The 24,260-nt window shown below is 65.1% G+C and carries 24 protein-coding genes; 12 read left to right on the top strand and 12 right to left on the bottom strand.

Going from position 1 to position 24,260, the window contains the following annotated elements; translation table 11 throughout:
* Window positions 1–120: 120 nt before the first annotated feature.
* Window positions 121–1,125 carry an ABC transporter substrate-binding protein gene (locus AC1RUR_RS36675; RefSeq protein ID WP_492853004.1) on the bottom strand — a complete coding sequence of 335 codons (1,005 nt, stop codon included), beginning with the start codon at window positions 1,123–1,125 and terminating at the stop codon, window positions 121–123.
* Window positions 1,126–1,225: 100 nt separating this feature from the next.
* Between AC1RUR_RS36675 and AC1RUR_RS36670 the strand changes: the two genes are divergently transcribed.
* The 6 genes from AC1RUR_RS36670 (at window position 1,226) to AC1RUR_RS36645 (ending at window position 6,430) form a co-directional block, all read left to right on the top strand.
* Entirely contained in the window at window positions 1,226–1,873 is a 648-nt protein-coding gene (locus tag AC1RUR_RS36670; protein ID WP_492853003.1) for a TetR/AcrR family transcriptional regulator, read from the top strand.
* An 82-nt stretch (window positions 1,874–1,955) separates the two neighbouring features.
* Window positions 1,956–2,726, top strand: a complete 771-nt coding sequence (locus tag AC1RUR_RS36665) for an ABC transporter permease (RefSeq protein ID WP_492853002.1) — start codon at window positions 1,956–1,958, stop codon at window positions 2,724–2,726.
* Between the two features lie 29 nt (window positions 2,727–2,755).
* Window positions 2,756–3,793 carry an NAD-dependent epimerase/dehydratase family protein gene (locus tag AC1RUR_RS36660; protein WP_492853001.1) on the top strand — a complete coding sequence of 346 codons (1,038 nt, stop codon included), beginning with the start codon at window positions 2,756–2,758 and terminating at the stop codon, window positions 3,791–3,793.
* Entirely contained in the window at window positions 3,780–4,601 is an 822-nt protein-coding gene (locus AC1RUR_RS36655) for a GNAT family N-acetyltransferase (protein WP_492853000.1), read from the top strand. The genes AC1RUR_RS36660 and AC1RUR_RS36655 overlap by 14 nt, the downstream gene beginning before the upstream one ends.
* A 6-nt stretch (window positions 4,602–4,607) precedes the next feature.
* Window positions 4,608–5,663, top strand: coding sequence for a dihydrodipicolinate synthase family protein (locus AC1RUR_RS36650; RefSeq protein ID WP_492852999.1), 1,056 nt, complete (start codon window positions 4,608–4,610; stop codon window positions 5,661–5,663).
* The gene (locus AC1RUR_RS36645) at window positions 5,651–6,430 is read left to right on the top strand and encodes an ABC transporter ATP-binding protein (RefSeq protein ID WP_492852998.1); all 780 of its coding nucleotides are present in this window, start codon (window positions 5,651–5,653) and stop codon (window positions 6,428–6,430) included. Before AC1RUR_RS36650 ends, AC1RUR_RS36645 begins: the two co-directional genes overlap by 13 nt.
* Before the next feature lie 122 nt (window positions 6,431–6,552).
* Here the strand turns inward: AC1RUR_RS36645 and AC1RUR_RS36640 are convergent, their stop codons facing one another.
* The 3 genes from AC1RUR_RS36640 to AC1RUR_RS36630 form a co-directional block, all read right to left on the bottom strand.
* Window positions 6,553–7,644, bottom strand: a complete 1,092-nt coding sequence (locus tag AC1RUR_RS36640) for a TRAP transporter substrate-binding protein (RefSeq protein WP_492852997.1) — start codon at window positions 7,642–7,644, stop codon at window positions 6,553–6,555.
* Between the two features lie 110 nt (window positions 7,645–7,754).
* Window positions 7,755–8,012, bottom strand: coding sequence for a hypothetical protein (locus tag AC1RUR_RS36635; protein WP_018644685.1), 258 nt, complete (start codon window positions 8,010–8,012; stop codon window positions 7,755–7,757).
* Window positions 8,013–8,078: 66 nt separating this feature from the next.
* Entirely contained in the window at window positions 8,079–9,029 is a 951-nt protein-coding gene (locus AC1RUR_RS36630; protein ID WP_492852996.1) for a DUF2778 domain-containing protein, read from the bottom strand.
* 190 nt (window positions 9,030–9,219) lie between these two features.
* Between AC1RUR_RS36630 and AC1RUR_RS36625 the strand changes: the two genes are divergently transcribed.
* On the top strand, window positions 9,220–9,657 hold the full coding sequence (locus AC1RUR_RS36625; RefSeq protein ID WP_492852995.1) for a DUF1810 domain-containing protein: 438 nt from the start codon (window positions 9,220–9,222) through the stop codon (window positions 9,655–9,657).
* Window positions 9,658–9,758: 101 nt separating this feature from the next.
* The gene (locus AC1RUR_RS36620) at window positions 9,759–11,840 is read left to right on the top strand and encodes a methyl-accepting chemotaxis protein (RefSeq protein WP_492852994.1); all 2,082 of its coding nucleotides are present in this window, start codon (window positions 9,759–9,761) and stop codon (window positions 11,838–11,840) included.
* 131 nt (window positions 11,841–11,971) lie between these two features.
* Here AC1RUR_RS36620 and AC1RUR_RS36615 read toward each other — a convergent pair whose 3' ends face one another.
* The 4 genes from AC1RUR_RS36615 to AC1RUR_RS36600 form a co-directional block, all read right to left on the bottom strand.
* A complete protein-coding gene (locus tag AC1RUR_RS36615) occupies window positions 11,972–12,562 on the bottom strand; it encodes an NADPH-dependent FMN reductase (protein WP_492852993.1) in 591 nt (196 codons plus the stop codon).
* A gap of 71 nt (window positions 12,563–12,633) precedes the next feature.
* Window positions 12,634–12,837: a hypothetical protein gene (locus AC1RUR_RS36610; RefSeq protein WP_492852992.1), complete on the bottom strand. Its 204-nt coding sequence runs from the start codon at window positions 12,835–12,837 to the stop codon at window positions 12,634–12,636.
* A gap of 123 nt (window positions 12,838–12,960) precedes the next feature.
* A complete protein-coding gene (locus tag AC1RUR_RS36605) occupies window positions 12,961–14,976 on the bottom strand; it encodes an FIST N-terminal domain-containing protein (RefSeq protein WP_492852991.1) in 2,016 nt (671 codons plus the stop codon).
* 285 nt (window positions 14,977–15,261) lie between these two features.
* On the bottom strand, window positions 15,262–15,939 hold the full coding sequence (locus AC1RUR_RS36600; protein ID WP_492852990.1) for a nitroreductase: 678 nt from the start codon (window positions 15,937–15,939) through the stop codon (window positions 15,262–15,264).
* A 124-nt stretch (window positions 15,940–16,063) separates the two neighbouring features.
* On the opposite strand from AC1RUR_RS36600, the gene AC1RUR_RS36595 reads away from it, so the two are divergent.
* From AC1RUR_RS36595 to AC1RUR_RS36585, 3 genes are all read left to right on the top strand, one after another.
* Window positions 16,064–17,026 carry an alpha/beta hydrolase gene (locus AC1RUR_RS36595; protein ID WP_492852989.1) on the top strand — a complete coding sequence of 321 codons (963 nt, stop codon included), beginning with the start codon at window positions 16,064–16,066 and terminating at the stop codon, window positions 17,024–17,026.
* A 116-nt stretch (window positions 17,027–17,142) separates the two neighbouring features.
* Window positions 17,143–17,391 carry a hypothetical protein gene (locus AC1RUR_RS36590; RefSeq protein ID WP_492852988.1) on the top strand — a complete coding sequence of 83 codons (249 nt, stop codon included), beginning with the start codon at window positions 17,143–17,145 and terminating at the stop codon, window positions 17,389–17,391.
* Window positions 17,392–17,650: 259 nt separating this feature from the next.
* A complete protein-coding gene (locus AC1RUR_RS36585) occupies window positions 17,651–18,703 on the top strand; it encodes a type II asparaginase (protein ID WP_492852987.1) in 1,053 nt (350 codons plus the stop codon).
* A 148-nt stretch (window positions 18,704–18,851) separates the two neighbouring features.
* On the opposite strand, the gene AC1RUR_RS36580 is transcribed toward AC1RUR_RS36585, so the two are convergent.
* The 4 genes from AC1RUR_RS36580 to AC1RUR_RS36565 form a co-directional block, all read right to left on the bottom strand.
* On the bottom strand, window positions 18,852–19,727 hold the full coding sequence (locus tag AC1RUR_RS36580) for an MBL fold metallo-hydrolase (RefSeq protein WP_492852986.1): 876 nt from the start codon (window positions 19,725–19,727) through the stop codon (window positions 18,852–18,854).
* Window positions 19,728–19,975: 248 nt separating this feature from the next.
* Complete coding sequence (locus AC1RUR_RS36575; protein ID WP_492852985.1) at window positions 19,976–20,509, bottom strand: REP-associated tyrosine transposase; 534 nt, start codon at window positions 20,507–20,509, stop codon at window positions 19,976–19,978.
* A gap of 227 nt (window positions 20,510–20,736) precedes the next feature.
* On the bottom strand, window positions 20,737–22,359 hold the full coding sequence (locus AC1RUR_RS36570) for an ABC-F family ATP-binding cassette domain-containing protein (protein WP_492852984.1): 1,623 nt from the start codon (window positions 22,357–22,359) through the stop codon (window positions 20,737–20,739).
* A gap of 197 nt (window positions 22,360–22,556) precedes the next feature.
* A complete protein-coding gene (locus AC1RUR_RS36565) occupies window positions 22,557–23,018 on the bottom strand; it encodes a GlcG/HbpS family heme-binding protein (RefSeq protein WP_492852983.1) in 462 nt (153 codons plus the stop codon).
* A gap of 75 nt (window positions 23,019–23,093) precedes the next feature.
* Between AC1RUR_RS36565 and AC1RUR_RS36560 the strand changes: the two genes are divergently transcribed.
* Window positions 23,094–24,008, top strand: a complete 915-nt coding sequence (locus AC1RUR_RS36560) for a LysR family transcriptional regulator (protein WP_492853036.1) — start codon at window positions 23,094–23,096, stop codon at window positions 24,006–24,008.
* The last annotated feature ends 252 nt before the right edge of the window (window positions 24,009–24,260 follow it).

Raw genomic sequence — 24,260 nt, 5'->3', positions numbered from 1 at the left:
TTCTCCGTGGGGTTACGTGGGTGGGAGGGTTGGCACCGCTCTCCTGTCCCGGCTCTGCAGCGCACCGTCGAAGAGACGCTGCGCCGCGTCCGGGGCACGAGCGGAGCGAGCGCAGCCCCCCTACTTCTTCACCTTGCCCGCATCCATCTTGATATCAGGGTCCAGCATCTTCGTCGTGAACGCCGTGTTCACGTCGAACGGCTTCTCCATGCCGAGATAGGTCTGGACCAGATCGTAGTCCTTCTTCATCCGCTCGCCATCGATCCAGCCGAGGCTCTTCGTCGTCGTGAACTCGTCCGTCATCAGGAACTTGATTCGCTCCCACTGCCGCTCCTGGTTCGCCTTGTCGAGACCGGAGACCTGGTCAAGCAGTGCCTTCAGGCACGGCGTGACGTCGGCGACGCAGGCGGCGAAGGCCTTCTGCGTGACGCGCACGAACTCCTCGACCAGCTTCGGATTCTTCTGCAGATAGGCGCCGTTGACGATCAGCGAATTGCCGTAGGGATTGAGGCCGATGTCCTTCCAGTTGACGTAGCCGAGATCGGGTCCGAACTCGATCACCTTGAGATCGTGCTCGTTGTAGAAGTCGCTGATGATGTCGACGGTGTGGCTCTTCAGCGCCGCGATCTTCGCGGTCGGCCCGATGTTGACGAATCCGACCGCATCGGGCGCAAGGCCCGCCGCCTTGGCGAAGGCCGGCCACATCACGCGCGAGGCATCGCCGGGCGGATTGCCGATCTTGTGGCCGGCGAAATCCTTGACGCCGTTCACGCCATAACTCTTCAGCCAGTAGAAGGTCTGGCCGGTGTTGGCGTAGACGCTCATCACCGCGACCGTGTCGGCGCCCTTGCTCTTGGCGACCAGCATGGTGGCGAGATCGGCGACGCCGAACGGCGAGCCGCCGGAGCCGACCTTGGCGGCGGAGACGCCGGAGCCCTTGCCGGTCTCGATGGTGAGGTCGATGCCCGATTTCTCGTACCAGCCCTGCGCCTTGGCGTAGTAGTACGGCGAGTGGTCGGCGGTCGGCGTCCAGTTCAGGATCAGGTTGACCGCCTCGCCCGCGCTCGCCGGCACCGCCGGCAGACCGAGCGCCAGGGCCACAAGAGCCGCCTGCAAATGCTTCATCGCATCTCTCCTCATTCCCGCGACCCGGCTTGTCGCTCTCCCCATGTGAGGATACCAATGCAACAAGCCCGCCCCCCACTTGTCAACTGTTTGGTTGAAAATGCCCGCAAAACGATCTGGCGACACCGTGCCGCAGCGGCGCGACCCCGTCGCCACCCGCAAGAAGCTGCTCACCGCGGCGCGCCTGGAGTTCGCCAGGCACGGCCTTGCGGGCGCCCGCGTCGACGAGATCGCGATGCGCGCCGGCGTCAACAAGCAGCTCGTCTACCACTATTTCGGCGACAAGGACGCGCTCTACCTCGCCGTGCTCGAATGGGTCTATGAGGACATCCGCGAGCAGGAACGCAGGCTCAATCTGGAAGGTCTGCCGCCGGACAAGGCGATCCGCCGGCTGATCGAAGCCTCGTTCGACCATCTGGCGGCAAACCCTGATTTCATCGTGCTTTTGAACGACGAGAACCGCGGCGGCGCCCGCCACGTCCGTGGTTCCACGCGCCTTGAAGCGATGCATTCGCCGCTGGTGAAGAGCGTCTCCCACATCCTCCACGAAGGGGTACGCTCGGGCATGTTCCGCAAGGGGATCGACCCCGTCCAGCTCTACATCTCCATCGCGGGCCTCAGCTATTTCTTCTTCTCCAACACGCCGACGCTGTCGGCCATCTTCGGCAAGGACCTGTCGAGCCGGGCCCAGCGCCGCGCCCGCCGCAGGCATGTCGTCGACCTCGTGCTCCAGTCGCTCCGGCCATAATCAACCAACTGGTTGAAACTTGCGCCAGGGACGGTTAGGCTCACCCGCGCGGCCGGGAAGCCGCAAGCAACGGGAGCAAACGGTGGCAGGTGACGGAGCAGGCCCGGCACGCAGCTTTGCGATCATCCTGATCGTGCACCTTGCCGTGCTCGTGCTCTGGCAGGTCGCGGTCGACGCCTTCCACGTGCCGAAATTCATCCTGCCCTCGCCGCTCGCGACGGTGCAGACGCTGGGAACCGCGAGCTATGCCTGGGGCGCCAACACGCTGGTGACGGCGATCGAGATCCTCGGCGGCTTTGCGCTCGGCGCATTCGTCGGCGTGACGCTGGCGGTGATCTTCAGCTGGGCGCCGCTGCTGAGCCTTTTGCTGCTGCCGCTGTTCGTGACGCTCAACATGATCCCGAAGGTCGCGCTCGGGCCGCTTCTGATCGTCTGGTTCTCCTACGGCATCGTCCCGAACATCCTGATCGCCTTCAGCATCTGCTTCTTCCCGATCCTGCTCACCACCGCGCGCGGCCTGCGCGAGGTCGAGCCCGACCTGCTCGATCTCGTCAAATCGCTGCGCGGCTCGCGCTGGACGCTGTTCCGCAAGATCCAGCTGCCGGGGTCGCTGCCTTACGTATTCTCCGGCATGAAGGTCGGCGCCATCCTCGCGGTCGCCGGCGCCATCGTCGGCGAGTTCATCGCCTCCGAGCGCGGGCTCGGCTACCTCATGATCCAGGTGCAATCGTCGCTCGACACGCCCGCGATGGTGATGGCGGTCGTGCTGCTGACGCTGCTCGGCGTCGCGCTCTACGGCCTGGTGCTCACCCTCGAACGCATGTTCGTCGTTGGCGACGCAAGACAAACCTGAAAACGGCAGACCTAACGAAGGACCGATCGATGCTCCTCACCCGCCAGACGCTGCCGAAGACCATTCCGGATATCGCGGCGCTCGATGATCTGCTCTGCCGGCCGACGCAGGCGCTGATCGACGACCTCGCCAAGGTCGAGGGCGACATCATGATCCTGGGCGTCGCCGGCAAGATGGGCCCGACGCTGGCGGGGCTTGCGAAAGCGGCCGTGCCGGAGCGCCGCGTCATCGGCGTCGCACGCTTCAGTGAGGCCGGCGTCAAGGACTGGCTGCACGGGCGCGGCGTCGAGACGATCAATTGCGACCTGCTCGATGAGGCCGCGATTTCGGCGCTGCCGAAGGCCCCCAGCATCGTCTTCATGGCCGGACGCAAGTTCGGCGCCGAGGGCGATCTGTCACTGACCTGGGCGATGAATGCGCATGTGCCGGCGCTGGTCGCGCAGGCTTTCCCGTCGTCGCGGATCGTGGCGTTCTCGACCGGCTGCGTCTATCCGTTCGTGCCGGTCGACGGCAAGGGGTCGACCGAGGACATGGCGCCGAACCCGCCCGGCGAATACGCCCAGTCCTGCGTCGGCCGCGAGCGCATGTTCGAATATTTTTCCCGCAAGTTCGAAACACCGGGCCGGCTGTTTCGGCTCAATTACGCCATCGACATGCGTTACGGCGTGCTGCACGACATTGCCACAAAGGTGCTCACGGGCACGCCGATCGACGTCAGCCTTGGCCACGTCAATTTCATCTGGCAGGGCGATGCGTCCGCGCAGGCGCTGCGCTGCCTCGCCCATTGCACCGCGCCGACCTCGCCGATCAACGTCAGCGGCCACGAAATTCTCGCCGTGCGTGATATCGCCGCAAAATTCGGCGCCCGCTTCGGCCGGGCGCCGGTGCTGACGGGCAAGGAGGAGCCGACGGCGTGGCTCACCGACACGTCAAAGGCGGTCGAGCTGTTCGGCCTGCCCGTCGTCGATACCGAGCAGCTGATCGCCTGGACCGCCGACTGGGTGTCCCGCGCCATGCCGAGCCTCGGCAAGCCCACCAAATACGAGGTCCGCGATGGACGCTACTGACGACCCGCCCATGCTGAAGCTCGGCGTCAACGACGCGGTCGCCGGGCTCGCGCTGTCGACGGAAGCGCACTGGAACCAGACCGAGGAAGACTGGCGCATCTTCCTGCGCGATGGCGTCGTGTTCGGCATTCGCGACGGCATGCGGCTGGTCGCCACGGCCGCGCTGCTGCCCTACTCCGGCAACAATGCCTGGATCAGCATGGTGCTGGTATCAGCCACGCATCGCCGCCGCGGCCTCGCAACGCGCCTCGTCGACGCCTGTCTGGAAACCGCGCGCAAGAACGGCCTGACGAGCTGGCTCGACGCAACGCCTGACGGCGCTGCCGTCTATGGGCCGCTCGGATTCACGCCGACCCTGCAATTGCGCCGGCTCAAGCTGGTAAGGCCCGCGCGCGCCGAAGCGCCACCGACGTCATCGGCGACCATCGATGCACTGTGTGCGCGGGACCGGCGGGCCACCGGCTTCGACCGGACCGCCCTGCTCTCCGCCTTCGCACAGCGCTCCGGCTCGCGCATCGTCTCCGCCCATGGAGCCATTGCGCTGGTTCGCGACGGCCGCACCGCGCGCCATATCGGCCCGCTGTTTGCCGATCATGCCGCAGCAGCCCTGGCCCTGGTCAACGCGATCGCGCGATCGGAGACCGGCCCTCTTCTGATCGATGCCGTCGCCTCGCAAGTCGCGTTCCTGGAAGGACTGACTGCATCCAGCTGGACCATCGAACGCCCCTTCCAGCGCATGCGGTTCGGCCCCGCCACCGCTGGCGGCGAGGACATGCCATTCGCCGTCGCCGGCCCCGAATTCGGATAGGACATCATGCACCACAGCCAGATCAACAGCGACATCCGCAAGCTGATTGCCGACGGCACCGTGCTGCCGGCGCATCCCCTCGCGCTTACCGCCGAGCGAAAGCTCGACGAGAAGCATCAGCGCGCCTTGACGCGCTACTACATCGACGCCGGCTCCGGCGGCCTGGCCGTCGGCGTGCACACGACGCAGTTCGCGATCCGCGACGTCGGCCTCTATCGGCCGGTGCTCGAGCTTGCCGCCGAGACCGCGGCAACCTGGACCCGGCGGCCGCTGGCGATGGTTGCGGGCCTCGCCGGTCCGACACGGCAGGCCACCGCGGAGGCCCGCACCGCGCGCGACATCGGCTATCACGCAGGGCTCCTTAGCCTTGCCGCGATGAAGAGCGCCTCCGAGGACGAGATCATCGCCCATTGCACGGCGGTCGCCGCCGAGATCCCGCTCGTCGGTTTCTATCTCCAGCCGGCCGTCGGCGGCGTGGTCCTGTCGAGCCGCTTCTGGCAACGTTTCGCGTCGATCGACAACGTCATCGCGATCAAGATCGCGCCGTTCAACCGCTACCGCACGCTCGACGTGCTGCGCGGTGTCGCAGCCGCCGGCGCGCTCGACCGCGTCGCGCTCTATACCGGCAATGACGATCACATCCTGCTCGACCTGATGCTGCCGTTCGACCTGCGCGACAACGGCGTCACCACGCGGACCTACTTCAAGGGCGGCCTGCTCGGCCACTGGTCGGTCTGGACCGCGAGCGCCATCAAGCAGTTCGAGCGCTGCAAGGCGGCGCGGCACAAGGACAGCGTGCCGGCCGACCTGCTCGCGCTCGACGCCCGCGTCACCGATTGCAACAGCGCCTTCTTCGACGTCGCCAACAATTTCCACGGCTGCATCGCCGGCTGCCACGAGATCTTGCGGCGTCAGGGCCTGATGCAGGGCCTGTGGTGCCTCGATCCCAACGAGGGCCTCGGCCCCGGCCAGAAGGACGAGATCGACCGGGTCTGCCGCGAGCATGCCGACCTCAGCGACGATGCGTTCGTGGCCGCCAATCTGAACACATGGCTGGCATGAGCTCAAAACCCTTCATCAGCCTGCAAGGCGTCCGAAAAGTCTATCGCAGCGGCGGCGCCGAGTTTCTCGCGGTCTCCGACGTCACGATGGACGTCCAGGAAGGCGAGCTGGTGTCGCTGGTCGGCCCCTCCGGCTGCGGCAAGACCACGGTGATGAAGATTCTGGCCGGCCTGCACGGCGCCGACGGCGGCACGATGAAGATCGGCAATGCCAACAGCCCGTTCGATCCGACGCGCGACATCGGCATGGTGTTCCAGCAGGCCTTGCTGCTGAAATGGCGGACCATCCTGGACAACGTGCTGCTGCCGGCGGAGATCGTCGGCTTGCCCATGAAAGCCGCGCGCGCGCGGGCGCGCGACCTGCTCAACCTCGTCGGGCTTGCCGGCTACGAGCAGAAATATCCACGAGAGCTCTCCGGGGGCATGCAGCAGCGCACCGCGATCGCGCGCGCCTTCATCCACGATCCAAAACTCATCCTGATGGACGAGCCGTTCGGCGCGCTGGACGCGCTGACGCGCGAGCAGATGAACCTGGAGATGCTGCGGATCTGGCGCGACAGCGGCAAGACCATCATCTTCGTCACGCATTCGATCCAGGAGGCGGTGTTCCTGTCATCGCATTGCGCCGTGCTGACGGCGGGACCGGCGAAGATGGCCGATTATTTCCCGATCGAGCTGCCCTTCCCGCGTGATCTTCCGTTGAAGACCACGGATGCGTTCGGTGCGTATGCAAGGCGCATATACGCGAAGCTGGGCCTCAGTCCGTAGCCCGGATGGAGCGAAGCGCAATCCGGGAAAGTGCCGATGACGCGCGAGGTCCCGGATTACGCTTCGCTCCATCCGGGCTACGAAGCCGGGCGCGGCATAACTACCGCGCGCCCTCCTCACGCTCAGCTCTTGTTGCGCATCTTGCCAAGCAGGTAGTTGTCGTAAAAATTCTCCGCGATCTGCGTGTAGAACAGCAACTCCTTCATATAGGCGTCGTGGCTCTCCTTGGTCCGCTTGAACAGGTCGCTCTTGCCGGCGAGCTCGTTCAGATGCTCCTGGGTCGCGGTGTAGCAGGCCTCGAGCACCGGCTGCGGGAACGCCTTCAGCTCGGCGCCGTTGGCGATCAGCCGCTTCAGCGCCGCCGGATTCACGCTGTCGTATTTCTCGAGCATCCAGGCGCCGGCGGCCGATCCCGCCTGGTTGAGGATCGCCTGGTACTGCTTCGGCAGCGAAGCCCACTTCTCGTCATTGACGATCATGTGCAGCATGGCGCCGCCTTCCCACCAGCCGGGGAAGTAGTAGTATTTTGCGACCTTCTGGAAGCCGAGCTTCTCGTCGTCATAGGGGCCGACGAATTCGGCGGCGTCGATCGAGCCCTTCTCCAGCGCCGAATACACGTCGCCGCCCGCAAGCTGCTGCGGCACCACGCCGAGCCGTGCCAGCACGTGGCCGCCCATGCCGGCGATGCGGAATTTGAGACCCTTGAGATCGTCGACGGTCTTGATCTCCTTGCGGAACCAGCCGCCCATCTGGGTGCCGGAATTGCCGCAGAGGATGGCGTGCGCCTTGAACGGCTTCAGCGCCTCGTTGGTGAGATCGGCACCGCCGCCGAAATGCCACCAGGATTCCTGATGGCGATGGTTCATGCCGAACGGCGCGCCGGTGGCATAGGCCAGCGCCGGCTCCTTGCCGATGTAGAAATACAGCGGCGTCTGCGCCATCTCGACGGATGCAACGCTGACGGCGTCGAGCGCCTGCAAACCGGGGACGAGCTCGCCCGCGGCAAAGGTCTGGATCTGGAATTTGTTGTCGGTGGCCTCGGCGACGTATTTCGCGAAGGTCTGTGCGGTGCCGTAGATGGTGTCGAGCGATTTCGGGAAGCTCGAGGTCAGGCGCCATTTGATCTCCGGCGCGCTCTGCGCGATCGCGGGTGCAGCAACCAGCGTCGTCGCGCCGGCGACCGCGCCGCCCTTGAGGAATGTACGACGTTTCATGATGGGGTCTCTCCCTTGAAGTATATTTCGAACAAATCGGCGTTGGACCACGGTCTTCGCGGACCGTTTGCCTGTTCCTGTCGCGGAGTTCAAGCTGGCAGAAGGGCGCGTTAAAGCAGCTTCGCGCTCACGAACAGCGCGCGCACGGCGTTGGTCGCCTGCACCGCCAGCATGGCGTTGCCGGCGGCGCCTTCGAGCGCCGCGACGGCGTCCTCGTGCAGCGAGCGGAATTCCATCCACTCGACCGATTTGAAATTGGTCAGGAATTGATAGGCCTGGCCGACGGTCGCAATCGCCAGCGTGTCGCCGTTCAACTTGATCTTGAACGTCGTACGCAGTGGGGTCTCGGAGCTTGCTGGATCACTCATGGGCTGCTTCTGGACGAGAACGGCTTAACGAAGGGGAAACGGCAGCCCCGCCGCGGCAGGCCAATATCAGGAGTCGGTGCTGGCGCGCTGCGAGGCGGTCGCCGATCCGCTCAGGCTCGGCACCACGACGAGGCGGTTGAATTCGCCATTGTCGTAGGCCTTGAGGAAGCGATCATAGTCCTTGATCGAGACGCAGCCGTTGGAGTCGCCGCGCGGCCCGAGCATGTAATTGTGGGTGAGAAGACCGACGCGGCCGAGCGCGCTGGTGCCCTCGGTCGGCGTCAGGCGCAGCGCCCGGACACCATGGAACAGTTTTTCGCGCGGCTTCAGGTCGTAGATCGCCGGCGGGGTGGCGCCGACCATGCGCTGGTCGACATGCTGCGGGTCGTCCATCAGCGGGCCCATGCCCGAATGCGCTTCCAGCGCGACGCCGCTCGGCAGGTAAAGCGCCTTGGCCGAGATGTCATAGACCGCCGTCCGCGAATCGTAGCCGAGCGCGGCGAGATCCGGCGCCTTGCCGAACAGGCCATCGCCGGGTGTCAGCGAGGCCAGCTTGATCTTGTCGGTGAATTTTTCGAAGAAGTTGCGGTTGTCGACCCTGGGGCTGGTGTCGGCATAGGCCTGGCTGGACGCGATCTGCGCCGAGAAGTCCGCCTGCACCGGCCGCGACCGCGGCATCGGGACCGCGTCGGCGCGCTGCGCGGGCCGCCTCTCGTCAACCGGCGTCCGGTCATCATCGGTCAGGGTCGAGCGCCAGTCGTCGCCCTGAAGTCGCTGGGCCAGCATCGCCTTGGCGTCGCGCAGCTTGAGCTGGACCGCATTCAGCGCGGAGCGCTCCAGCGTCCGCAGGCCGAGCTCGCGGGCGGGCGGGCTGCCAGCGGCCGAAGCAAATCGGTCCTCGAACGACGGGGCGTTGGCCGGCGGCAGCGCAGCTGAGACCAGTGGGGTAGAATCGCCCATATCGGCAACCCAGGCGGCTGCCCCCAGCGCCAGCGCGACGGCGGCCAAAGACAGCAATATCGTCTCCGCTCGCCCAACACGGCGGCGCGACAACAGCCTCTCGGCGCTTGCGCGGTCGGAAACCATCAGATCCCCAAATCAACCCCCGGGGGGACCCACCCCCACCCGGAGACTCTATACCAGCTACCACATTGGGAGCCAAAAGTTAGGCATAATCGCGGCCGTCTAGGCACCTCCCAGGTATCCAATGACCTCTCCTTTCGATCTAGACCGGTTCGTCCACGCTCAAAACCCGGTCTATCCCACCGTGACCGGGGAACTGTCCCGGGGCCGGAAGCAGAGCCACTGGATGTGGTTCATCTTCCCGCAGGTCGCCGGCCTCGGCTTCAGCGCCATGTCCCAGCGCTACGCCATTGGCTCGCGCGCCGAGGCCGTGGCCTACCTCGCCCACCCCGTCCTTGGCCCGCGCCTGAGCGAATGCACCAGGCTGGTGCTCGCCGTTCAGGGACGGACCATCAACGCGATCCTCGGCGCGCCCGATGACGCCAAATTCCGCTCGTCCATGACGCTGTTCGGCGAGGTGTCCGATGATCCCATCTTCGGCGAGGCGCTTGCCCGATATTTCGCCGGCGAGCGCGACGGCGCGACGCTGAAGATCCTGGCCAAGCTCGATCGAAAGACCTAGCGAGCCCACCTGCGGGGGCCCGTAGCGTAAACCCCGGATTAATACCGGCTGCCTATCGTCCGTGCAGAATATTTCTCCCCGCGCCAATTGCCGGACGGATCATGAAAATCGGAACGCTCCTGACCACCGCCATCGTTTCGCTCTCGACTGTGGGCGGCGGGCTCGCCGTCTACGTCGCCGTGACGAAATACCAGACGATGGAGCGAATCACCGAAGCGCAGGGGCGGCTCGCGATCGTCCGTGCCGTCAGCGACATCCCGCGCTACCTCAACCCGGAGCGGGGCTTTGCCACCAACATCCTCTACGGGCCCGCGACCTACGATCCGGCGCAGCTGTCCGAGCATGACAAACTGCGCAAACAGACCGACGGTGCGCGCGACAAGATGAATGGGCTGCGCAAGGAGTTGCCCGGTCCGTTCGACGACGGCGCCACCACCGGCAACAGCATCGACGGCATCAATGCCAAGTTCACCGCGCTGCGTGAGGCCATCGACAAGGCGATGGCGGGACCGCCGGAGCTGCGCAAGGATGCGGCCAAGAAGATCGTGGGCGACAACGCCGTGCTCAACGCCGGCGTGACCGCCCTGCTCAACGAGCAGGTCCGACGCATGGCGATCCTCAACGGCGATGCCTACCGCCAGGCCAGCTATGCCAACGTCGCGATGACGCTGCGCGACGTCGGCGGCTTCAACTCGAGCCTGCACAAGAACCTCGTTGGCGGCAAGAAGCCGGCGACCGACGCGGAGAAGGCCGACATCAGCCGCTCACAGGGGCGCAACGACCAGATCGTGATGACGCTCCAGGAGTTGCGGGGCAATCCGACCACGCCGGCGAACGTCGCGGCCGCGCTGGAGAAGTTCAACGCGACCTACATCGAGGAGTTTGGCCGCGAGCTCAAGCTGGTGAAGGACGGCGCGATCAGCGGCAAGTACGAGCACGACGTCGACACCTATTTCACGGCCACGCAGCGCGGTCTCAGCACCATCATCGACGTCCGCGACGCCTTCTATGACAATGCCGAGCAGATCCTCGCCGGCGCCTCGTCCGCCGCGCGCACCAGCTTCACCATCGCACTCGTCGGCCTCCTCGCCGTGCTGATCGCCAGCGCCGGCCTCATCGTGATGGTCCGCCGCCGGGTCTGCGCGCCCATCGTCAACCTGACGACGCGGATGTCACGGCTGGCCGATGGCGAGGTTGCCGAAGAGATTCCCGGCGCCGAGCGTTCGGACGAGATCGGCGCGATGGCCGCAGCCGTCAAGGTGTTCAAGGACAACATGATCCGCGCCGACCGGCTCGCCGCCGAAAAGCAGGCCGAGAGTGACGGCAAGATGCGCCGCGCCCATGCTCTCGACGCGCTCACGCGCGCCTTCGAGGCCAAGGTCACCGAGCTCGTCGGCGGCCTGTCCCAGGCCTCCTCCACCATGGAGAGCACGGCGCAGTCGATGACCTCGACGGCGGCCCAGACCAACAGCCAGGCCGCAGTCGTCGCCGCCGCCTCCGAGCAGACCTCGACCAACGTGCAGACGGTCGCCAGCGCCACCGAAGAGCTGACCTCGTCGATCGCGGAGATCGGCCGTCAGGTCGCACAGAGCACCGAGATCGCGGCCCGCGCCGTCGACAACGCCCGCCGCACCGGCGACACGGCGCGTGCGCTCGCCGAGGGCGCCCAGAAGATCGGCGACGTCGTCACGCTGATCCAGAACATCGCCGAGCAGACCAATCTTCTTGCTCTCAATGCCACGATCGAGGCCGCCCGCGCCGGCGACGCCGGTCGCGGCTTTGCCGTGGTCGCCTCCGAAGTGAAGTCGCTGGCCGGCCAGACCGCCAAGGCCACGACCGAAATCTCCGAGCAGATCACGGCGATCCAGTCCGCGAGCGACCAGACCGTGGCCGCGATCCGCAACGTCGCCGACGTCATCGCCGAGATCGACCAGATCGGCACCGCGATTGCCGCCGCGATCGAGCAACAGGGCTCGGCGACCAAGGAGATCTCCCGCAGCGTCCAGGAGGCCGCCCGCGGCACCCAGGAGGTCAATACCAACATATCAGGCGTGCAGCGCGCCGCCGACGACACGGGAGCCGCCGCGAGGGAGGTGCTGGGCGCGGCCGAGCAGCTCTCGACCCAGTCGCGCGATCTCGCCGGACAGTTCGACCGCTTCCTCGGCGAGGTCAGGGCAGCGTAAGTGCGGCCAGGCGAGAGTCGTAGCCCGGATGGAGCGGAAGCATAATCCGGGGAAGTCTCTCCGCAGCTGGACCGCCCCGGATTGCGCTGCGCTCCATCCGGGCTACGGGACCATCCTCGCGGTAACGGCCATCAATACGGCGGCGCCTTGCGGGCCCGTTGCGCTTTCGCCGCCTCGATCCACCAATTGAGATCATCGGCAAAGCGCGGGAACGCGCGCTCCAGCGCCTTGCCGCCCTCGCCGATCGGCTCGGCGCCTTCCGACAGCGTCTGCGCGATCGGGCCGACGCCGATCGTGCTCGACACCACCACCATGCCCATCTCCGACAGCGTGCCGTGCCAGGCCGTCGAGGCCCGGGCGCCGGACAGGCGGCCGGCCGAATAGCTGACGATCGCGGCGGGTCGCCAGAACCATTCTTCGAGGAAATGGTCGGTGAGGTTCTTCAATCCGGGTTGAATACCCCAATTATATTCGCCGGTGACGAAGACGAAACCGTCCGCGCCGCGGATCTGTCCGGCGAGCGTCTCCAGCGCCTCGGGCGCGGTGCCTTTGGGATATTCCTTGTACATGCGATCGAGCATCGGCAGGCCGATGGCCTTGGCGTCGATGAACTCGACGTCCTCGCCGCGCGAGCGCAGGCGGTCGACGACGAAATTCGCAAGGCGGATGCCCATGCGGTCGGAGCGGTAGGAACCGTAGAGGACGAGGATGCGATTGCTCATGATGGCCGCATCCTAGCATGAAACGGCCGTGGAGCGCCTCTCTTTGTGAGCGCCTCCCTTTGTCGCGGCGGTCAGTGCGTGGCGCGATAACTGGCGCGGCGCGGAATCGACCGGCAGGCCAGGCCTTCGGCGAGCAGCTTCATGTCCTCGCGTCTGCCGCTGCGGATCAGCCGACCGAACTCGTCGGGCGTGAAAGGAAGACTGGGATCATCATCAATCGGGCGCCGCACCCGCGGGCCGAACAACCGTCGAACCAGGCTAGCCAGCCGCCGCATGCCTATTCCCTCGCGCCAGCAACAAACCTCTCACGAGGCACATTGTTCCTGCTGACGCGATGAGAATGCAAGTCCGATCTGAACGCTCGTCACCGAAATTTGCGAACCGGCAGGCTACGTGCCCTACCCGATCCGCTTCAGCGTCTCGATGTCGTTCATGGCGCTGGTCAACGCCCCGTTGCGGTCGCGCACGAAGCTTTCGAGGTCCGACAGCACGGTGTTGATCATCTGAAGATTCTTGAACATCTCCTCGATCTGCGTCACGATGCTGTTGTAGCCTTCCTGGGTCTGGATCAGCTGGCCCCGGGTGTCGTTGATATTGGCCCCGAGCGACTCGAGCGACGTCTCCATGCCTTCGATCGAGGCATGGGTCCGCGTCAGGCTGCTCTTGGTGTCATTCGCCAGCTTCTTCACCTCGGTCGCCACCACGGAGAAGCCGCGTCCCGCTTCGCCCGCGCGCGCCGACTCGATGGTCGCGTTGAGCGCCAGCAGGTTGGTCTGGCCCGCGATCGTATCGATGATCTTCAGGATCTCCCGCAGCCCGTTCATCGCCTGGGTGAGGCCGGTGAACTCCTGCGACAAGGCGGTCGTGTCGGTTGCCTTCGCCGCCGATTGAGCGCTCGTCATAATGACCGAGCGGATCTCCTCCACGATCGCGTTGATCGACGCCGTCTGCTGCAGCGCGCCCTCGACCTTCACGCTCAGCGTGGCGCTGGCGCTCAGATATTCCGTCAGGCGATGGACGATGCCGTCCTTGATCCGGTTCAGCAGCACCATGCGGTTGAGATGGGTGCGCGTGAAATATTCGACGAAATGCGCGTAGTGGATCGGGAACGTCTCGATGAAGGGGTCGTTCAGCGGCTTTTCCCTGACGTCGAAGAACACGATCGCGGTCAGCGTCTGGTTGATGTTGATCCCGAACAGCTCTCCGAAGGTGGAAAACCCCGCGACCGGCATCGGCCACATCCCGCTCATGTTGCGGAGCTGGGTCTCGTTGTTGAGGCGGCGCAGGATGCAATCGTTGAGGATCGCGCCGATCGCCGGCGGCTTGCCGCGCAGGAAGGCTTCGAGGTCGCGCCGCGTCTGGTCCACGAAATCCGTGGCTTCCAGCAGTTCGAGCTTGTCGCCCGAATTGACGTCACAGAAGAAGGACACCACGCCGCTGTCCGCATTGATGCCCGCGACCGAGCGCACGAACAAATCTCCGCCGACCTCGACGCCGAAGGAGTGCTTCGTCATCATCGACATGAGGTTCGCCGGCGTCGTGTTCAGGGCCTTCGCCACCACCGAGGCGAACGGCTTGATCTCGCTGCCCTCCATGAGGCCCGAGGCGGTGCGCCGATCCGGATCGGCGTCCATCACGACGAAGGATTTTCCGGTCTTCTTGAAGTTCTGCGTCTTGAAGATGCTGTAGGCCCGGCCCGGCGCCAGCTTCATGAAGGCGATCAGCGCATGATTCTCGAGCACCTGCCTGCCGTCGTAGAGGTGGGTGTGCTGGAAGTCGAGCTTGCCGCCGGCGGATCCTCCGACGAAGGCGCAGGGGAACTTGCCGCTCCTGTACACCGCCTCCATGAAATAGCTCTCCGACGCCGACACGCCGTCCACGAGCGCGAAGGCGATCGTATCGCGCACGTCGATCGCAAAGGGCGTCCTGATCGCGGCGACCTCGCGCGTGATGGCGTCGATGCGCGCGTCGTGCGCCCTGGACGGCTCTCCCTTGCGGATGTCGTCGTTGTGAAGGCGGACGCTGTGGATGCTGACGGACTGAAACAGATCGGGCGGGAAGACCTGCACGACGACGGACGACCAGCTCGTTCCCGTCGGCTTGTAGAGCGACTGGCCCGCCGAGCACAGCTCGCCCGCGGTCGACATCGCGATCACCGGCGTCGAACCCGCCAGCCTCTGCAGCGACGCCGCCACGCGTGCAAAATCGCAGTGCGGCGAAATGAATGCGAGAGCGAGCGGCGAGCGCGCGCCCGCCACGACGAAGTCGCCCTCGGAAATATTTTGCAGCCGGTCGTCGCTCTCCAGCACCCGGATCGGGCTGGCTTCGCGAATGGCCGGGGCCTCCTCAAGCACCTCCGCAACGATCGACGGAGCGGACTGCTTATGACTTGCCTGGGAAAAGAACGAGAGCATGGCAATATCCTTGTTTGACGCGCGACGCGCCTCAAGGAACTGAAGTACGGATTCGAAATTGCCATTCGGTTAGGAAGCGCACCGTGCAACTGCCTATGCGCAGCGAATCCGCACCGTAGGACTACGGCGTCGCATCGTTTCGCGGGCTCATGATACCGACGACGTCGATGCATTTGATCTGGATCAAATCTGCACGGCAACATCACATCGGCAACGTCGCATGGGCGACATCGTATCGGAAATCGGCACAATCGCGCATCGCCACCGCATGCACGCTTGCGTGCACTAATCGGCGAATCCGACGAAGCGCACGAAGTCGCCGTTCGCCTCGCGATCCGAGCGTACCGCATTCGCGGCAAAGCCGTCGTCGGGATAGCCCATCGCGACGCAGGTCATGATGACCTCGTCCTCCGGAATCCGTGCGACCTCGCGCACGATGTCGGAGCGCATGATGCCCTGGCCGTTGATCACCGATCCGAGGCCGCGATCCCAGGCGGCGAGCACGATGCCGTAGCAGAGCGCGCCGAGATCGAAATGGCAGACCGCGCCGGGATCGAGCACGCGGTCATAGGTCAGCACCAGCGAGACCGGCGCATCGAACTGGCGGAAGCCGCGCAGCACCCAGTCCTGGCGCATCGGCTTGTCGTCGCGCGCGATCCCCATCGCGCCGAACAGCTTCTTGGCGATGTCGACCTGCCGCGTGCGATGCACGCCCTGGTACTCGCCATGGCTGATGATGTCGCGCTTGACCTTGGCGCCGGCAACCATCTCCTCCATGTTGCGGCGGCGCAGCTCTTCCAGCGGGGAACCCGTGAGCACATGGACGTGCCAGGGCTGGGTGTTCATCGACGAGGGCGCGCGCTTGGCACTCTCGATGATCGCTTCGATCACCGCACGCGCCACCGGCTTGTTCTTGAAGCCGCGCACGCTGCGGCGCGACTGGACCAACGCTTCGAACTCCAACGCGAGACCTCCCTGCCCGTTCGTTCCGCGGCACCGCAATTGCAATACGTGAGCGGTTGCCGATGCGGCGCGGCAAATCTATGCTAACCCGCAAGCAAGACCAAGAACCCCGTGAGGCCGCCCAATGCCCGCACCGCTCGATCCCGTCATCGCCCAGATCATTCCGCTGCTGCCGCTGCGCGATCCCACCACGATGACGCCACAGGGCGCCCGCGATTCCTTGCGCGCACTGGCTGCCGCGCGCGCCGCCGTGCCGCCGCCACCGGTCGATACCGTCCAGGATATCAAGGTGACAGGCGGCGCCGGACCGCTCGATGCACGGCTCTACCGGATCGGCAGCGATCCCGCGCCGACCGTGGTGTTCTTCCACGGCGGCGGCTGGGTCGCGGGCGATCTCGAGACCCACGACCGGCAGGCGCGCAACCTTGCGATCGAGACCGGCGCGGTCGTGGTCTCCGTCGACTATCGCCGCCCGCCGGAGACGCGCTTTCCCGGTGCCTTCGAGGATGCCTTTGCCGCGGTGAGCGACGTGTTTGGCCGCGTCGCGGAATTTGGCGGCGATGCAAAGCGCCTCGGCGTTGCCGGCGACAGCGCCGGCGGCAATCTCGCAGCCGCCACCGCGATCGCCTGCCGCGACGCCGGCATCGCCCTCGCCGCGCAGCTGCTGGTCTATCCCGTGACCGACGTCGTCGGCAACTATGCCGATGCGCGCGAGAACGCGCGCTTTCCCTCGCGCGCCGAGAATGCCGACGGCTACTTCCTCACGCGCGCCACGATGGAATGGTTCTGCGGTCATTATCTCGCCGATCCCGCTCACGCGACCGACTGGCGCGTCTCGCCGCTGCGTGCCGCCTCGCTTGCCGGCCTCGCGCCGGCGATCGTGACCACCGCCTGGTTCGATCCGCTGCGCGACGAAGGCGCAGCCTATGCGCGGGCGCTGGAGGCTGCCGGCGTACGGGTCAAGCTCCACGAAGGCGCCGGCCTGATCCACGGCTATTTCGGGCTTGGCGACGCCTCCGAGGTCGCACGCGCCGAGGCCAAACGTGCGCGCGCCGATTTCAGGGCGTTGCTCGCGCGCGGAATCTGAACCACAGATGAATGGAAAAATCCGCAATCGACCGCGCGAGGCGGACCGTTCCTGCTTGATTGCGCCACGATTCGCGGCTCCAATCCGCACGCCATTTCTGGTTTAGGGAGACACCCATGATGAAGCGGATTTTTCTCACAGCGATCCTCGCCACCTTTGCCGCGGGCTCGGCCTTCGCGGACGACACCTGCGAGAGCAAGGCGGTCGGCAAGGACGGCAAGCCGCTTGCAGGCGCAGCCAAGACCTCGTTCCTGAAGAAGTGCAAGGCGGACGCCTGCACGCCCAAGGCCGTCAGCGCCGACGGCAAGCCGCTCGCCGGCGCCGCCAAGAACAGCTTCATGAAGAAGTGCGAAGTCAGCGCGTAAGGCGCGGCGAACTCTCTGCTTCTTTAGCGAGCAATCGCTCGACGAACTGCGTCATGGCCGGGCATGTCCCGGCCATTCGCGTATGTGTCTCCGCCCACCGTCCAGACCAAATCATCCGAAGGCATCGCCACACTGGACAGGAGGCCCCGGCTGACGGATCATGCAGTGCTGAGCGAACCGGGGCGCATCGACGAGGCTATCGAGGAAAGGAAAAGTCGAGATGTTGCAGTTTCGGGTGCGTGATCACGTAGTGGCGACAATGAGCTTGCTCTTCGCGCTGCTCGTCAGTCTTGACGCCGCGAATGCAAGGGGCCCCGGTCTGCCCAATGTCATGGTCCTGGCAACCGGCGGCACGATCGCCGGCAGCGGGGCGAGCAGCACCACCGTGGTCGGCTACACCGCTGCCACCGTGGGCATCGAGACCCTCCTGAACGCCGTCCCCGAACTGAAAACCGTCGCCAACGTCAAGGGCGAGCAGGTTTTCCAGATCGCCAGCGAGAACATGAACAATGACTACTGGCTGAAGCTGGCAAAGCGCGTCAACACGCTCCTCGCGCAGGACGACGTCGACGGGATCGTCATCACGCACGGGACCGACACGATCGAGGAGACCAGCTATTTCCTGAACCTGGTCGTCAAGAGCAAGAAACCCGTCGTCATCGTCGGCGCGATGCGGCCGTCGACGGCGATCAGCGCGGACGGGCCGATCAATCTGTTCAACGCGGTGATCCTCGCTGGCAGTGACGAGGCGGTCGGCAAGGGCGTGCTCGTTGCCCTCAACGATCAGATCAACGCGGCGCGCGACGTCACCAAGAACAACACCTCGACCGCCGACACCTTCCGCACGCCGGAACTCGGCTTTCTCGGCTACATGCAGGGCAACAAACCGTACTTCTATCGTCAATCGACCCGCCGGCACACCGCGGACTCCGAATTTGACGTCTCTAAACTCGATGTCCTGCCGCAGGTCGATATCGTCTACGGCTACGCCAACATGAACCGGGTTGCGGTCGACGCTTTCGTCGCCGCCGGCGCCAAGGGGATCGTGCATGCCGGCGTGGGTGACGGCAGCCTTGCCCGGCCCGCGGTCGAGCCGGCTCTCGACGAGGCCCGCAAGAAGGGAGTCGTGATCGTTCGCAGCAGCCGTGTCGGCAATGGCATCGTCGCGCGCAATGGAGAAGCCAAGGACGACGAGCACGACTTCGTCGTCTCGGATACGCTCAATCCTCAAAAGGCGCGTATTCTGCTGATGCTGGCGCTGACCAAGACGACCGACACCAAGGAAATCCAACGGATGTTCTTTACCTACTAGACTGGACGCGCGGTCGTTCCACGAACTCGTCATGCCCGGGCAGAAGCGCGTCTTCGCGCTGGATGTCCCGGGCATTCACGTTCTTGCTTCCGTCAAGCAAAGGTCGTGGATGGCCGGGACAAGCCCGGCCATGACGGCGAGGCGGTGGTCAATCCCGCTTGAACTTGTAATCGAACGCGGCGCCGAGCGGTCGGATCAATCCGACCGTCGGCGCCGGGAAATGGATCGGCAGGATCAGCGTGTCGGTGTCCGCCACGGAGGCGAAGAACTTTCGGCGCGACACTGCCGACTGCCCCGCATCCCAATCCGGCTTCGCCGACCAGTCGGGCTCGCGGCACTGGATCTGGTGATGCATGAGATCGCCGGCGACCACGGCACGCTGGCCCTTCGAGAAAATATTCACGCAGCAATGACAGGGCGAATGCCCCGGCGTCGGCGTCAGCGTGACGGTATCGTCGAGCGCGTAATCGTCGTCCACCAGCAGCGCCTGGCCGGCCTCGACGATCGGCAGGCAATTGTCGCGGAAGACGGTGCCGGGCGGGTTGCTGCCCCTGGCATTCTCGGCCTCCCAGGCCGCGTACTCGCCCTTGTGGAAGACGTATTTCGCGTTCGGGAACGTCGGCACCCAGCGGCCGTCGCGCAGGGTCGTATTCCAGCCGGTGTGGTCGATGTGCAGATGGGTGCAGAACACATAGTCGATCTGCTCGAAGCCGATGCCGAGCGCGAACAATTCCTTGCGCCAGCGCTCCTTGCCGGGAAAGTCGAACGGCGGCGGATGCCCCTTGTCCTCGCCGGTGCAGGTGTCGACCAGAATGGTGTAGCGCGGCGTGCGCACCACGAACGTCTGATAGGTGATCACCATCATGCCGCGCGCGGTGTCGAACACCTCCGGCTCCATGGTCGGCAGATGCTGCTTGAACACGCCGTCGTCATAAGCCGGGAAGAAATCCTGCGGCCGCCGCCACGGCCCGTCCCGCTCGATCACCGCATCGATGGTGATGTCGCCGATCCGCAGTTGCTTCATGGTTGTTTCGCTCCCTTTTTCGAAAGAGCGTAGCGGGAGCGCCGGACATGTTCAAGCGAGCGACATTCTTGCCAGCCTCACGATTTGCCTGTGGCCCGGATGGAGCGAAGCGTCATCCGGGGCCAGACCAACCGCATCGCACGAGCTCCCGTGTGGAACGAATCCCGGATTGCGCTGCGCTCCATCCGGGCTACAAGTAGGCCGATGGAATCTTCGTAGCCCGGATGGAGCGCAGCGCAATCCGGGAATCAATCTCCGCGTTCTCCGAAGTTACCGGCTATCTCGCTCGCGCCTCCCCAATCGGCGGGCAGCAGGCCGGCGCGAACGTAGCGATGGAGCGACGAGTACGGCCAGTCAATCGGTGACGCAACGAGGCCGTGCTTGACCGGGTTGAAATGGATGTAGTCGGCGCAGCGTTCGAAATCCGCGTCGTCGCAAATGGTGTGCTCCCAAAACCGCCTCTGCCAAAGAGAGAACTCGCCACGTTCATTGCGAACGATTGGCACGCCGGACGCGGCTAGCCGGTGGGTGAACAGGCTCTTGATCCGTTTCCATCGACCCGGGAAATCCGAGTCGCCTTCCGGCAGCGTCATGATCACATGCAAGTGGTCGGGCAGGATCACGATCGCGTCGACCGTGAACGGTCTTTCGGCCCGCGCAACGCGGAACGCATTGCGCAGCTTGTCGACATGATCGACCAGTGCGGATGATCTTCGATCATCCAGCGTGATGGTGAAGAAGAAGGTCCCGCCGGGAAGAAGATTGCGCCGATAGCGAACCATGCAAGAGATTCCCGGATTACGCTTCGCTTCATCCGGGCTACAACCAAATCGTGAGACTGGCAAGAATCTCGCGGGGAATGGCGCCGGTCCGCGCCCATTCGTTGCGGCAGATCCGTAGCCCGGATGGAGCGTAGCGAAAGCCGGGGCCGGACCATCCGCATCGCGCAACTGTCCACGTTGCGCGAAACCCGGATTGCGCTGCGCTTCATCCGGGCTACCGGCCCCAGCTACGACCGCAGCCCCGGCGCCTCCTGCCCCGTCCGCGCGACATATTCGGTGTAGCCGCCGCCGAACTGGTGGATGCCTTCCGGCGTCAGCTCCAGCACGCGGTTCGACAAGACGCTGAGAAAATGCCGGTCATGCGAGACGAACAGCATGGTGCCCTCGAAATCCGAAAGCGCGTTGATCAGCATCTCCTTGGTGGCGAGGTCGAGATGGTTGGTGGGCTCGTCCAGCACCAGGAAGTTCGGCGGATCGAACAGCATCTTGGCCATCACGAGCCGTGCCTTCTCGCCGCCCGACAGCACGCGGCAGCGCTTCTCGACGTCGTCGCCGGAGAAGCCGAAGCAGCCGGCGAGCGCGCGCAACGAGCCCTGCCCCGCGGTCGGAAACGCGTATTCGAGTGACTCGAACACCGTCTGCTCACCGTCGAGCAGATCCATCGCGTGCTGGGCGAAATAGCCCATCTTGACGCTGCCGCCGACGGCCACGGTGCCCTCGTCCGGCTCGCTGGCGCCCGCGACCAGCTTGAGCAGCGTGGACTTGCCGGCGCCGTTGACGCCCATCACGCACCAGCGCTCCCTGCGGCGGATCATGAAATCCAGCCCGTCATAGATCCGCTTGCTGCCATAGCCCTTGTAGACGTTCTTCAGCGCCACGACGTCCTCGCCGGAGCGCGGCGCCGGCGGAAAATCGAACGCGATGCTCTGGCGGCGGCGCGGCGGCTCGACCCGCTCGATCTTGTCGAGCTTCTTCACCCGGCTCTGCACCTGCGCGGCATGGGAGGCGCGCGCCTTGAAGCGCTCGATGAACTTGATCTCCTTGGCGAGCATCGCCTGCTGGCGCTCGAACTGCGCCTGCTGCTGCTTCTCGCTCTGCGCGCGCTGCTGCTCGTAGAACTCGTAATCGCCGGTATAGGTCGTGAGCGAGCCGCTATCGATCTCGATCACCTTGGAGATCACGCGGTTGATGAACTCGCGGTCATGCGAGGTCATCAGCAGCGTGCCTTCGTAATCGTGCAAGAACTTCTCGAGCCAGATCAGGCTTTCCAGATCGAGATGGTTGCTCGGCTCGTCGAGCAGCATGACGTCGGGGCGCATCAAAAGAATGCGGGCGAGCGCGACGCGCATCTTCCAGCCGCCCGAGAGCTTGCCGACATCGCCATCCATCATCTCCTGGCTGAAGCCGAGTCCGGACAGCGCCTCGCGCGCCCGGCCGTCGAGCGCGTAGCCGTCGAGCTCCTCGAAGGCGTGCTGCACCTCGCCGTAACGCGCGATGATCTCGTCCATCTGGTCGGCCTTGTCAGGATCGGCCATCGCAACCTCGAGCTGGTGCAACTCGGCCGCGACCTCGCTGACGGGCCCCGCGCCATTCATGACCTCGGCCACGGCGCTGCGGCCAGACATCTCACCGACGTCCTGGTTGAAATAGCCGATAGTGATGCCGCGATCGGTCGAGACCTGCCCCTCGTCGGGCAGCTCCTCACCGGCGATCATCCGGAACAGGGTGGTCTTGCCCGCGCCATTCGGCCCGACGAGCCCGATCTTCTCGCCCTTGTTGAGGGCGGCGGAGGCTTCGATGAACAGAATTTGGTGGCCGGCTTGTTTGCTGACGTTGTCGAGGCGGATCATGAGGTCATTTTGGGGGATTTTTGCGTTGCAGCGTCATAGGCCATGCGGGGCCCCAGGGGAAGCCCGGCGGGCCCCGGGGGTTGGCCAAAGCCGCGCGCCCACCCCGCCGAACTGCGTCAAACCGCAACCGGAGATCAGGGATTCCGCGTACCCAGACCTGAACTTCGCGTTTCACGGCGCCCGCGGATCACGTCCGCTCAGGGGGCCAGCGCCGCAAGACCCGCCGAGGCGACCTGCGCGTCCTGGGTCGATTGCATGCCTGACACGCCGATCGCGCCGATCACCCGGCCGTCGCGCAGGATCGGAAGGCCGCCTTCCAAAGGTGTCAGATTGGTCATGCCGAGAAGCCGCAGATGAAGGCCGCCGTCGGCGAGCGCGGATTCGAACAGCACCGTCGATCGCCTGAAATCGACCGCCGTTTTCGCCTTCTGCTGGGCGACGAGCACACTGCCATGCTGCGCCTGATCGAGACGGTACAGCAGCACGAGATGGCCTCCGCTGTCGGTAATGGCGATCACCATGGGCCATCCATGCCGATCCGCTTCGGCACGCGCCGCACCCGCGACCAGCGCAGCCTCGTCGAACGTGATGGGGGCACCGTAGAGAGGCGTCAGGGCTGCAAGGGGCGCTTTTGCCGTTGAGCGGTCGATCTTCGTCATGGAGAGCTCCAGGTCATTGAGAGCTCATCAACAGCATATTGCGCATCCGGTGATAATATATGATATCCTTGATATATTATCTCACTTATCGAGAGAATAGCCCTGACCTCGCTTGCGGACTACACGACGTTTCTGGCGATCGTTGACGAGGGCAGCCTGACGTCAGCCGCAGGTCGTCTCGGCAGATCGCTTCAGGCGGTCAGCCGTTCGCTGGCGCGGCTCGAACAGGATCTTGGCGTAGAACTCGTGTCGCGGACGACGCGGCGCCTGCACCCGACGACGGCGGGGCTCGATTTTGCCGGCCGCATCCGCCTGGCACTCGCGACCATCGACGGCGCGCGCGAAGACCTGATCGCCAGCGACCGGCGCCTCGCCGGCCCCATCCGTATCGGCACGTCGAGCCTGTTCGGCCCCGAATATGTGACACCCGCGCTGAGCCAGTTCCTGACGCGGAATCCTGATGTCGACGTCGAACTCGTCCTGTCCGACGAGCATGTCGACCTCGTCGCCGAGAAGCTGGATTTCGCGGTTCGTATCGGCAACCTGCCGAACTCGAATATGCGGGTTCGCCGCATCGGCGGACTGAACTGGGCGGTCTTCGCGTCACCGGCTTATCTCGCCGCGCACGGTCGTCCCGAGCTTCCAGGCGAGCTGTCCCGTCATGAGTGCGTGTTGCGGGCCAGCGACGACGACAGATGGGTCTTCGACAACAGCAAGCGGCGCATCGCAGTGCATGGCCGCTTTCGGTCGGAAAATGCCGCCGTGCGCAACGCGGCCGTCGCGTCAGGCGTCGGGATCGGACTCGCACCGCTCTGGCAGGTGCGCAAGCTCATCGAGCAAGGGATTGTCGAGCAGATCCTCGTCGGCCACGAGCCACCGTCCATTCCACTGCAGATCGTCTGGGCCAGACGAGGTGCCGGTGCATTGCCGCGGCGTGTCCGTGCCGCGATGGACTTTCTCGTCGCGCGGCTCTCGGCCCTGCGGATATGAGGCGTGACTTTCGCGCCGGCTGCGACCGCATTGCGCGGCATCGGTCCAAGATCGGTCAAGGTTGAGCGTCCGTCCGCAGCCCACCCAAAGCGCGCCAGCCGAACTGCAAGGCGCGATGTCCGCTATGACCGACAGAAGACTTGCCGCTGCTGCCCGCCATGCGTCAGCTTGTGATCGATTTCGTTGAAAAAGGCTGCAGTAGTCCGATGTATTGGCGCCAGCTCCGAAGCGGCCTAGCGGCTGGGTTCTCCG

Source organism: Bradyrhizobium sp. GW821-FHT12B03 (genome assembly GCF_058807535.1).
Note: the sequence above shows the minus strand (reverse complement) of the source record. Positions and strands in the feature narration are given on the sequence as shown.

Bases quoted from the DNA above. Each gene is read 5' to 3' on its own strand.
- AC1RUR_RS36675 (WP_492853004.1), bottom strand. From the start codon at position 1,125: ATGAAGCATTTGCAGGCGGCTCTTGTGGCCCTGGCGCTCGGTCTGCCG.
- AC1RUR_RS36670 (WP_492853003.1), top strand. From the start codon at position 1,226: ATGCCCGCAAAACGATCTGGCGACACCGTGCCGCAGCGGCGCGACCCC.
- AC1RUR_RS36660 (WP_492853001.1), top strand. From the start codon at position 2,756: ATGCTCCTCACCCGCCAGACGCTGCCGAAGACCATTCCGGATATCGCG.
- AC1RUR_RS36655 (WP_492853000.1), top strand. From the start codon at position 3,780: ATGGACGCTACTGACGACCCGCCCATGCTGAAGCTCGGCGTCAACGAC.
- AC1RUR_RS36650 (WP_492852999.1), top strand. From the start codon at position 4,608: ATGCACCACAGCCAGATCAACAGCGACATCCGCAAGCTGATTGCCGAC.
- AC1RUR_RS36645 (WP_492852998.1), top strand. From the start codon at position 5,651: ATGGCTGGCATGAGCTCAAAACCCTTCATCAGCCTGCAAGGCGTCCGA.
- AC1RUR_RS36640 (WP_492852997.1), bottom strand. From the start codon at position 7,644: ATGAAACGTCGTACATTCCTCAAGGGCGGCGCGGTCGCCGGCGCGACG.
- AC1RUR_RS36635 (WP_018644685.1), bottom strand. From the start codon at position 8,012: ATGAGTGATCCAGCAAGCTCCGAGACCCCACTGCGTACGACGTTCAAG.
- AC1RUR_RS36625 (WP_492852995.1), top strand. From the start codon at position 9,220: ATGACCTCTCCTTTCGATCTAGACCGGTTCGTCCACGCTCAAAACCCG.
- AC1RUR_RS36620 (WP_492852994.1), top strand. From the start codon at position 9,759: ATGAAAATCGGAACGCTCCTGACCACCGCCATCGTTTCGCTCTCGACT.
- AC1RUR_RS36615 (WP_492852993.1), bottom strand. From the start codon at position 12,562: ATGAGCAATCGCATCCTCGTCCTCTACGGTTCCTACCGCTCCGACCGC.
- AC1RUR_RS36610 (WP_492852992.1), bottom strand. From the start codon at position 12,837: ATGCGGCGGCTGGCTAGCCTGGTTCGACGGTTGTTCGGCCCGCGGGTG.
- AC1RUR_RS36605 (WP_492852991.1), bottom strand. From the start codon at position 14,976: ATGCTCTCGTTCTTTTCCCAGGCAAGTCATAAGCAGTCCGCTCCGTCG.
- AC1RUR_RS36595 (WP_492852989.1), top strand. From the start codon at position 16,064: ATGCCCGCACCGCTCGATCCCGTCATCGCCCAGATCATTCCGCTGCTG.
- AC1RUR_RS36590 (WP_492852988.1), top strand. From the start codon at position 17,143: ATGATGAAGCGGATTTTTCTCACAGCGATCCTCGCCACCTTTGCCGCG.
- AC1RUR_RS36585 (WP_492852987.1), top strand. From the start codon at position 17,651: ATGAGCTTGCTCTTCGCGCTGCTCGTCAGTCTTGACGCCGCGAATGCA.
- AC1RUR_RS36580 (WP_492852986.1), bottom strand. From the start codon at position 19,727: ATGAAGCAACTGCGGATCGGCGACATCACCATCGATGCGGTGATCGAG.
- AC1RUR_RS36575 (WP_492852985.1), bottom strand. From the start codon at position 20,509: ATGGTTCGCTATCGGCGCAATCTTCTTCCCGGCGGGACCTTCTTCTTC.
- AC1RUR_RS36570 (WP_492852984.1), bottom strand. From the start codon at position 22,359: ATGATCCGCCTCGACAACGTCAGCAAACAAGCCGGCCACCAAATTCTG.
- AC1RUR_RS36565 (WP_492852983.1), bottom strand. From the start codon at position 23,018: ATGACGAAGATCGACCGCTCAACGGCAAAAGCGCCCCTTGCAGCCCTG.